This is a genomic window from Nonomuraea sp. NPDC049141 (assembly GCF_040648415.1).
In the GTDB taxonomy this organism is placed as follows: domain Bacteria; phylum Actinomycetota; class Actinomycetes; order Streptosporangiales; family Streptosporangiaceae; genus Nonomuraea.
This window is the reverse complement of the sequence record NZ_JBEZDR010000004.1, coordinates 743835-753086: the sequence shown is the minus strand read 5'-3', so window position 1 is coordinate 753086 and position 9252 is coordinate 743835. Positions and strand designations below refer to the sequence as shown.

At 67.2% G+C, this 9252-nt stretch carries 2 protein-coding genes and 1 pseudogene; 1 reads left to right on the top strand and 2 read right to left on the bottom strand.

Annotation, left to right across the window (positions count from 1 at the left end):
- Nucleotides 1–94 precede the first annotated feature (94 nt).
- A pseudogene (locus tag AB0B91_RS15975) lies at nt 95–322 on the bottom strand (IS30 family transposase); the annotation flags it as partial.
- Nucleotides 323–348: 26 nt separating this feature from the next.
- On the opposite strand from AB0B91_RS15975, the gene AB0B91_RS15970 reads away from it, so the two are divergent.
- Nucleotides 349–621 carry a transposase gene (locus AB0B91_RS15970; protein WP_358319158.1) on the top strand — a complete coding sequence of 91 codons (273 nt, stop codon included), beginning with the start codon at nt 349–351 and terminating at the stop codon, nt 619–621.
- Between the two features lie 153 nt (nt 622–774).
- On the opposite strand, the gene AB0B91_RS15965 is transcribed toward AB0B91_RS15970, so the two are convergent.
- Entirely contained in the window at nt 775–9201 is an 8427-nt protein-coding gene (locus tag AB0B91_RS15965; protein WP_358319155.1) for an RHS repeat-associated core domain-containing protein, read from the bottom strand.
- Nucleotides 9202–9252 lie beyond the last annotated feature (51 nt).

The window sequence follows — 9252 nt, the reverse complement described above, 5'->3', positions numbered from 1 at the left end:
GGGTGGGGCCAAAACTCACCAGAACGCAATCAACCGATCACGCAGTGGGGCCAACACTCACCCGTAGATGGGGCCAGCTCTCACCCTTGAAACCAACCGTCGGGGCAAGGCATGGTCCCACCCCGCCAGCCTGGCGAAACCAGCGCGTCCCGACCACTGGCGACACGCCGATCTCCACCGCAGCGTTCTCCGAACTTACCCCTCGAGCGATCGCTTGCCAGAACCGCACGCGATCCTCACGCCAGGCGACACTCGGCCGCCCCGGCGAGGGAATCTGACCGCGATACAACCGGACAGCCCGCTGCTTCTTTCCCAGGCCCATGCACCAACACCTCCAACGACGAAGTGTTGCGAGCACCGATTGAATCCGCCCACCACCGGCCGGTCGATGTGCTGGACGGCTGGGAAGCCCAGATGCTGGCCGACTGGCTGATTGCGCACCCGGGGGTACAGGTGGTGTGCCGCGACCGCGCCGGCGGCTTCGCTGAGGGCGCCCGTCTGGGAACACCCGATGCCCAGCAGTGCGCAGACCGGTGGCATCTGTACCAGAACCTGTGCGTGGCGGTCGACAAGACGGTTCGTGCTCACCACGCTGACCTGTGTGAATCTTCTCTGAACTAAGAAGTTGATCATGTGTTGTGCCGCACGCGGCCTGTTCAGGTGGGAAGTTCGTGCCCGGCACTCGTGGGACGCGGGCCCCAACGGCGGGTGTTGTGGCGGCGAGTGCGGCGGTGATCGATGCTGATCTGATCACACCTCCATCGAATGGTCCGGTCAGCGCCGCGGCGAGGACGAGAAGCCACTTTTCGCTGGTGGGACCCGGCCGGTTCCCCTGCCGCCGCCAAACACCGCTGCGCTCGGTCCAAGGCCGGGCTGGACGAGGGGGCGGGCGGTGGCTGGAAGATCGGGACCCGGCGCGTTGGGCAACTTGGGGGCGTATCTGGTTCCCATCCGTTTCGCCATGAGCTGTCTGATGGGCTTTTCAATGCGGTTCCCCAACTGTTGCGGCGTGAGCTGTTGCGGCGTGCTGGCGGTGGGTGTCTTGACCGTGCCCAGATAGCGTCGCGGCCCGACGGGCGTCTGCTTGGTACCCACCCTGCGCACGTTCTGGTACCAGACCTTGCCCGACGTCGACCCGACGCTATTCTCGTATTCGAGCAGCGCGGAGTCCTTGAGCCCCCAATTGTCGGCCTGCTTGTAGTACGTCGAACGGCTTCCCTTCGTCATCGGCTTAACGTCCCCGCCATCGAAGGTGGGGAAGGCGCGGCGGTAACGGATGGCCTGCCGGACGCCGACGGCGAAGAGCACCGCCTCGGACACTCCACCCGCCCCAGCAAGGAAATGAAGGGTGGCCAAAACGGTGTGATCGCCCACCGAGAAGGCTCCTGGCTCGTTGTGCCAGGCCGCAGCAGCGTGGGCGCCAGCCTGCCCGAAGTGATCGATGGCGTCAGAGACCCCTACCACCAGGGCGGGACCGAGAGCGAGGAAGCCGCCGACGGCCTCGATGGCGGTGGACACGCCAGTCGCCATGAGCGAGCCCATCACCTGGGTCGTCTCGTCGAGGTAGTAGTTGCCGGTGCTTGGCATGTCGTCGGTGTGGCCTGCCCAGGCTCCCGCCTCCATGCCAGCGGCGGATACGGCGCTCTGCCACCATCCCAGGCTCTGCCGCACGTCCTGGATGAGCCAACTCTCCAGCCCCATGGGGTCGGCCCGGTTGATCGGATCGAAGGCCGCGTAGGCGTAGGGGTTTGCGCTGTCGGACGCGCCGAGTGGGTCTGGGCTGAGGAACTCGGTGAGCCGAGGGTCATACCAGCGTCGGCGTAGCCAGATGAGACCAGTGGCGGGCGAGCGCCAAGTCCCCGTCATGCCCAAAGGCAGGTCGCCGGGGCAGACCTGGCCAGTCCCTGGCTCGGCGCAAACCACCGCGCCGTCGGGAGCGCGGATGGCGCGCCGTCCTTCCGGGGTGTGGTCGACCGTCCACGTCAGGCCGCCGCCTGGCGACCAGTCGCCGATGACGACGCCGCGATGGTTTCGCAGCGGTAGATGAACGATCCCTGGCGTGTCGCTCCATGCGGCGAGGGCATCGAGTTCGGGTCCCCACGAGGCGTTCCAGAAGGGCACGCCGCCCGTCGCGAGTTGAGCGAGATGTGGTCCGTCGAATGCGAAGGTGTGGGCGGAGGCGCCCATCCACACGGCGGCCAGACGCCCGTCCGGGGTGTAGGCGTAGTGCTCCTGGATGTTGCCAACCGCTATCTCCGCCAGGGCGCCGTCGGGATGCCAGCTGTAACCGCGGTCGCCGTCTTCCACGATGCGGCCGGCCGCATCGTGGTCGATCTGCCGTACGCTAGCGCCGTCATCGACGGCGGCGAGCTGGTGGCCGGGGTCACGGGGCTGTACCAGCCGCCACCTGAGTTGACCTGCCGAGGAGATGGCCGTGGTCGAGCCTACGGCGCTCTCGCGGGCGTAGGTCCACTGCGGACGGCCTTGCCCCGCCGCTCGGACCGTCGCGCTAGTCGCCGCATAGAGGCCCGGCAGCGCGGGCGGCGTGGGGGTTTCGTCCTCGATGGAGAGGGCGAGCTGGTTGCGTCGGGTATAGGCGTATCCGCGCCATCGTACGGGCTGTGGTTGGGTGACGACTGATCCACCTTGGACGAGGGGATTGCTCCAACGGATGGACTCGACGCCGGTTCGACCTATTTCGTCCTGCGCAATCTGGATGTCCAGCAGGGGCGCAGCGCACACCGCAGGATCCCAGGGCGCACCACCGGAGTACTGCTGTCCCTCCGCTGCGGATAGGGGCTGGCCGGCGGAGTCAGTGTCGACAGCGGTGTATCTGATTCTCTCTGGCAATCCGAACGGGCCGAGGTCGATCCGCTCGCGCAGCGGGCTCGGCTGGCTCGGCTGGTCCTGCGTGCTGCCCGCATACCACTCGCCTAGCCACGCGAAGCGCGCTCGCCTGAGGCTGTTGCCGTGAGCGGGTTCTGTCCTCATTGCCAGCCGCCCGGCCGGATCATAGTCCTCCGCCCAGTCGCGTTTGGTCTCGCCGCAGATGACCTGGACGTGCCGTTGCCATCGGTCGCCTTGTGCCAACCATTGTGAGGCGACGGTCGTCGTGGTGCCGCCGGCGACGGTCGTCTCTGAGCTCAGGTTGCCCAGCCGGTCGTAGGTGTAATCGCAGGTGACGGTCCGATCGGCGAGTGCGAGGGGCAGTCCTGGGTTCGTGTGCTCGGCGTGGATGAGCCGGCCCAGCTCGTCGAACGCCCGGCGGACGAGAGTTCCCGAGCCGACGGGTCCAGCGTGCTCGTCGCGGACGGGATCACCGTTCGGCGAGCGTACGACGGTAATGGTGTCCGCTCCGCTTGTCCTGCTCGCCAGCCAACCCAGCGCGTCATAGGTGAACGTCTCGGTCGGGGGCGGTGAGCCCTCGGCCCGTCTACTGCGTAGCCGTCCGAAGGCGTCCCAATCGTAGATCGTGACCGATCCAGAGGCGTCAGTGACCTTGATGGGCAGCCCGCGTGGGTCGTGCTCGGCTAGCGTTACGTCCGCGTCAGGGATCTCGTCGAGCGGTTCTGTGATCAGGATGGGCCTGCCCAGCCAGTCGCGGTCGATCTGGATCCGGTGGACGTAATGGTCTTCCAGACCAACCACGTTGCCGTCGGCGTCCCAAGCCATGCTCTGGCTGACGGTAACGCCGCGAGCCAGAGCTGTCTCGACAAGCGGCCTGCCTGCGGCGTCCAGATCCTGAATGACGCAGGTGGTCGCCACTGTGCCGTTTTCGGCCGTGCGGATGGTGGCAGTCCATCGGCGAGCCGGTTGTTGCCGCTGTCCGGCGATGGTCATGGTCCCGTCGGGAGTCTGGGTCCAAAGGGGCGTGCCCAAGGCGTCACGGGTGACGTGGACCGTCCCCTCGCCTACTTTCTTCGACTTGGCTGGCAGGCCGCCTGCCGTGTAGGCGCCGCGCCAGACCTCTACGCCATTGAGTCTGGTGTGGATCGGCCGTTCGAGGGCGTCGTACCCGGTTGTCGACTCCCACGGTCCTGGGGCGGGTAGTGCAGCGCCGTAGGGTACGTTGCTGCGTCTACTGGCCGATGGAAGGTCTCGATGTGTCCAGGCGTGTTGCCAGGTGACGCCGCGTGTGTCCACGGTCTTCACCAGCCGCCCGAGCCCGTCGTGGCCGAAGCTTTCGGTGAGCAGGCCTGTGGCGGTATCGTCGGGCGCGCCGTACCTGATTTCGGTGATCTCACCGTCGAGGTCGCGCTTCACCGCCAGGCAGGGCCCCGGACCGCCTCCGACGTCGCGCGTGGCGACGCCGCGTAGCCGTTTGCGGCTGTCGTAGCGGAAGGTTGTCGTGGTCGCGATGGGATCGCCCAGGTCACGTAGTCGTTCCTCGCCTGTCCACGAGTACGACCGGTGTACGTGTTGGGCGGTGGGCGGGGTGGTGAAGGCACCTACGGCGAGTGCGGCGTCCTCTGCCAGCAGGTTGCCTGCGGCGTCGAAGGTGCGGCGCACGTCGCCGACGGGTATGTCGGACTCGTCGTAGCGGTGAGTACGGACGGGATTCCCGCGCGCATCGTAGCTCTGCTCAGTGCGGACGCCGAGCACGTCGGTCAGGCGGGTGACCCTGCCGTCGGTGTCGCAACGGATCTCGGTGACTCCGGCAGCGGTGAAGAGGCGACGCAGATGCCCGGTCATCGCATAGGTGTAGCCGGTGACCAGGACGGACTCGGCATGGTCTGGATCGCAGGTATCGATAATGTCGTCGACGAGCTCCACTGGCAGGTCGAGGCTGGCCAGGGCGTCGCCGAGATCGGCGGGTGCGGTGTCCGCTGGCACGAGCCATTGATAGGGGCCAGCGAGTGCGGGGCATGGTGCGCGGTCAGTCGGGCCCCACACCGCAGGATAGGTGCCCAGGTACCTGGTGCTGCGCTGCCAGGCTGGCATACCCCGGTTTCCTGGGCCTGCGGAGGCTTGGGTGGGTTCTGAAATACCCCCGTAGGGAGCCTCCAACGGGTGGTAACCGAAGGTGTCGCGGTCGCCGTCCGGCCCCTGGATCCAGGCGGGCAACCCGTGCGGTGACCAGCGCAGCAGAGTGATCTGGACGTCCTCGTCGCCGGGGCGGCCGCGGACGACCATGACTGGTCGGCCCTTCGCGCGCTGCGCGGCTATCGTGGAGAAGCGGTCGCCCTGCGCGCCGTCCCCGTTCAGGTCGGCGCCGTACAGCTCCAAGGGTAGTTGCCAGGACGCGATCACTGCGAGGTCGTAGTCGCCGGCGGCGGTTCTCGCCCAGCGAAATCCCCATCCGTCGAGTTCCTGGAGGACGGGCAGCAGCGAGCCGGGGTCGTCGGCCGGCAGCTTGAGTGACAGTTCCTGGTAGTCGACGATCCGCCGCTCGGCGCGGTGGCGGATCTGCAGTGTCCGTAGAGCGCCGCCTGTGAGGGCGGGTCGTTGCTCGAGGCTTCCGGATTCAACTACGACGAGCTCGTTGAAGAGCGGCTCGTAGGTGTAGGTGGTGAAGCGGCCGACGCTGCTAATGAAGACGGCGTCCCGCTCGTCCTCGTCTATGACGCCGAAGCCAGCGGCGTGCTCTTCGACTCTGATCAGGTTGTGGCGGCGTGCCCAGAACGCTGGCAGCCATTCGTTCCAGCCCCGATTGGCTTCAGGATCGATCTCGTCGAAGGTGAACAGGGTCGAGCCTGCGGCCGGTGACCAGTTCGCCGGCGTTGCGGTGGGCCGCCGTTCCTGGACGATGCTGCCGTCGGCGTTGACTAGGCGCTCGGTGACTATGTAGGTGCCTGCTTCGCTGATCGCCGTGACGAGAGGCTGGCCGAAGTGGTTCACCCCTAGGTATGTGACGTCTCCGTCACGGTCGATCCATCGGATCCATGCACAGATTCGGTTGGCGTCAGAGGCGATCCGGTTGCGCCCGCCGAGGATCCGTTCGGCCACAGGTCGTGGCCCACCGGTTGGATTGGGGATCGTGGCGGAGACTAGATCGTTGTGCGTGGGATCGCTCCACTGCGCGTCCAGCAACTGGTGGCGTGTCAGCCTGGTGCGCTTCAGGGGTAGGTCGGGGCGAGGGTGCCGCTCGGCTTCGGGGGGCTGATAGTAGGCGTAGGCGCGCCGCCAGGTGGGCAGCTCGCGGGCCTTGATGGCCATGGCGTTGTAGTCGCAGCTGGTCAGGTTGGGGGCGTTCGCCGGGGCGACGGGCTGGGTCACAGGGATGGGACCTGCGGGCGGCTGGGCCTCCAGCACGAAGCGGTCGAGTAGTGCCTTGGGTAGGAAGGCGTCGGTGAGGTCACCGTTACTGTTCCCGTCGGGACCTGCCTCGACGTAGGCGAACGTGGCCTTCGGCAGGCCGGTCCGCCAATGGTCCTCCTTGCTGTCCGGGGGAATTCCCGCCGGGTGTGGGATGGTCGAGGAGCTGCCGTAGCGTTGGGCGGTGACGCGGCCATAGTCGTGGCGCCACGGATCGGCCTCGAATCGGCTCTCGCTGTCCACGACACCGGAGTGCTCCACCAGGATGATGTTGTCGGCGACCTCGGAGATGTAGCCGTTGGCCGCCCGCCGGGCCAGCAGGACGGGATCACCCTCGGCTCGCCGGCCTGGACCGAGCGCCCCGGGTCCGTTGCCGCAGATCTCGGCATCCCGATACCAGCAGCCTGTGAATGTGGCGAAGTACGCGTGGTAGCGCTGTTCCACCGCGTCGCGCCAGCGGTCGTAGGAGGGTGGCAGCGGTCGTGCCGGGTCCGTGGTCGGCCACTGGTAGGTGTAGATCAGGTCGCGGTCCCCGCCCGCTTGCACATCTTCGCTCGCGTCCGGCTGGTCATGGCGGGTCACCGTGACCAAAAAGCTCTCGTTGAGCTCACTGGGGTAGTCCTGTGGTCTGGCGTAGCCGAAGGCGACGAAGGTGCCGGCTGGACCCTTCACCTCTGCCAGCAGCCCCGCCTCTGGGTGTGCTGGGAAGTCGTAGGAGGCTCCGGCTGAAGGAGCCTGGTGGTAGTGGAAGCTCAGTGTCCTGCCTAGGTCATCAGTGACGGCGCGGACTCGGCGCAGCAGGCCACCGTCGACGCCTTGTGGGACGCGGGGTATGCCATCGGCGGTGAGAATGTGTCGCAGATAGGCGGCGGCATAGCGCAGGTTCTCTCGTTCCGGGGCTGGGCCGATGTCGGAGAAGTCGGTGGGAGAGAGCTGCCAGGAGTCGCTGGGCCTGTCGGGCCGGCGGGCCTTGCCGAGGAGGTAGGACAGCACCCAGTGGGGGCGTGAGCTGGTCGACTCGTTCCTGGCGGCGAGCCGCTGCGGATCGCACAGGAACGCAAACAACGCGCCCAGCGGCGTGGGTTCGTACTCGAGGTCAAAACCGACGCCGAACCGGTCGCGGTCGGACGTCAGGTAGCCTTCACCGTCGAACAGCCAAAGGTGTCCGTCATTGCCGCGTAGTGCCCATCCGCCCTGCGCGGTTTCTCGGAGTGTCCTGGCTCCGCCCGCTTGCGGCAGGAAGAGCGTGGTCGCCGTATCGAGCAGGAAGAGCTCGCTCCCCGCTGCGCCGTCGTGCAGGAGCACACCGGCCGTCTGCTCGGGCAGTCCACCACACCAGGGGGACAGGAACTCTGGAAGGTTGTCCTGGGTGAGCCGTTCGATCCTTCGGTCCCAATTGTGCAGCCAGTTGCTGCCCAGGCTGCCGCGAAGTCCGCTGCCCGAGTCGTAGTGGCGGGTGAACTCCAGGGGTCTGACGGGACCGGGGAAGCTCATGTCGACGTAGTTCAGCAAGAGCGCGCCGCTTCCCAGGTCGATGGGGTCACCAACCGCACTCGTCCCCCCCGTGCCCGGGGTGGGCTGCTGGCTGGTGGAGGGTGGCTGCTGTCCTGAAACGGTGTGCGTGAGGTCGTCTGGACGCAGTCCCCCACCGAGGGGGCGCTCGTGGTCGAGATGCCGGTTCGGACCATCGTGTGGGTTCGCCGGCGGGGGCAGGTCCTTCTCGACGGGCTGTACTGGCGGCTCGGCGGGCGGCGGCTCCGTCGGAGGTGGCCGCCAGGTGAAGGTGGCGGCATCGACGGTGACCTCCCAGCTGTCGTCCGAGTCGTCTTCGTCGGGGTCCTCCTCGTTGGGGTCTGTTGCGGCGACAGTCGGATCGTAGGGGAACTTGTTCACATGGGCGGTGCACGATCCCTTTTCGTCGCAGGTGATGCACTGCTGCAGACCACCTTCGGCCGGAGGGCTGCATTTGGTGCCCGCGTCCTGTGGGCCCTGCCAGCCGTACTCTGCCTTCAGCTGCTCATTGACGAGGAAGGTGTAGCCGGCGGGCGGGGGGTTGCAGCGGCCATAGCCCTCGTTGGGCCCCGGCCGCGCTGCCTCACAGAAACGGTCGTGTCCTGGAGGCTGCTGCTGGCAGCTCTCGCACCAGCCGCCACACGCTGGCGGAAGAGACTCCCACCCCATGATCTGCGTGCAGAGCTTGGGGACGTTCCGGCCCGTGACCGTTCCCCCCGAGCCGACCCCACACCCGGTCGATCCCGACCCTTCGTCACCACCGCCGGTCCCCGGAGTAAAGCCAACGTCGGTGTGGTCGCAGATCGGCTTCGCGGCTTGGCAGAGGGGGTCGGCGATCACGTTGGTGCAGATGTGGGGGAACTTGCCGAGCTTCTGACCGGCCTGGGGTGGCTGGCCGTAGACATCGAAGGTGATGACCGGCTTGCCGGACTCACGCCGGGCAAGCTCGGCTTTCGGCCGGATCTTGGACACCCCGATACGTTTGGTCGCGTATATGGGGCCCTCGCCTCCGCCTGGTCCATCGGGAACACAGATGGTCGGCTTGCCGCAGCAGCGGCCAGGCTCCCCGACCACGGTGGCATCCACCGCCAGGGACGCCTTGGCGCCCACCCAACTCGCCGTACCCGATAGCCGAACGGCGACGACGCTGTAGTCGGTGAAAGAGACCTGCTGAGTGGTCTGGTCGAAATTCGGATCGCGGACGACCAGGAAGAGCTCCCCCGAGAACGTCTCCCTTGCGCCTCGCTTGCCACGGGTACGCGGCTGCCCGGCGTACGCGGCCAGGACGCCCAGGGCGGCCGGGTCGTTGGCCCGGCCGGCCAGTGCAGCCGCACGGTCGCGGACCTCGAGGTCCACCGGCTGGGGAGACGTCACCCTGGATTCGTACGCCGCGGCTAGGGCTCTATCAAAGTCCCGTTGGCCCAGCACGACCACGTCGCCGGTGTTCTGCCATACGCGGACCGTGTCCATCGGGTTCCTCTCCAG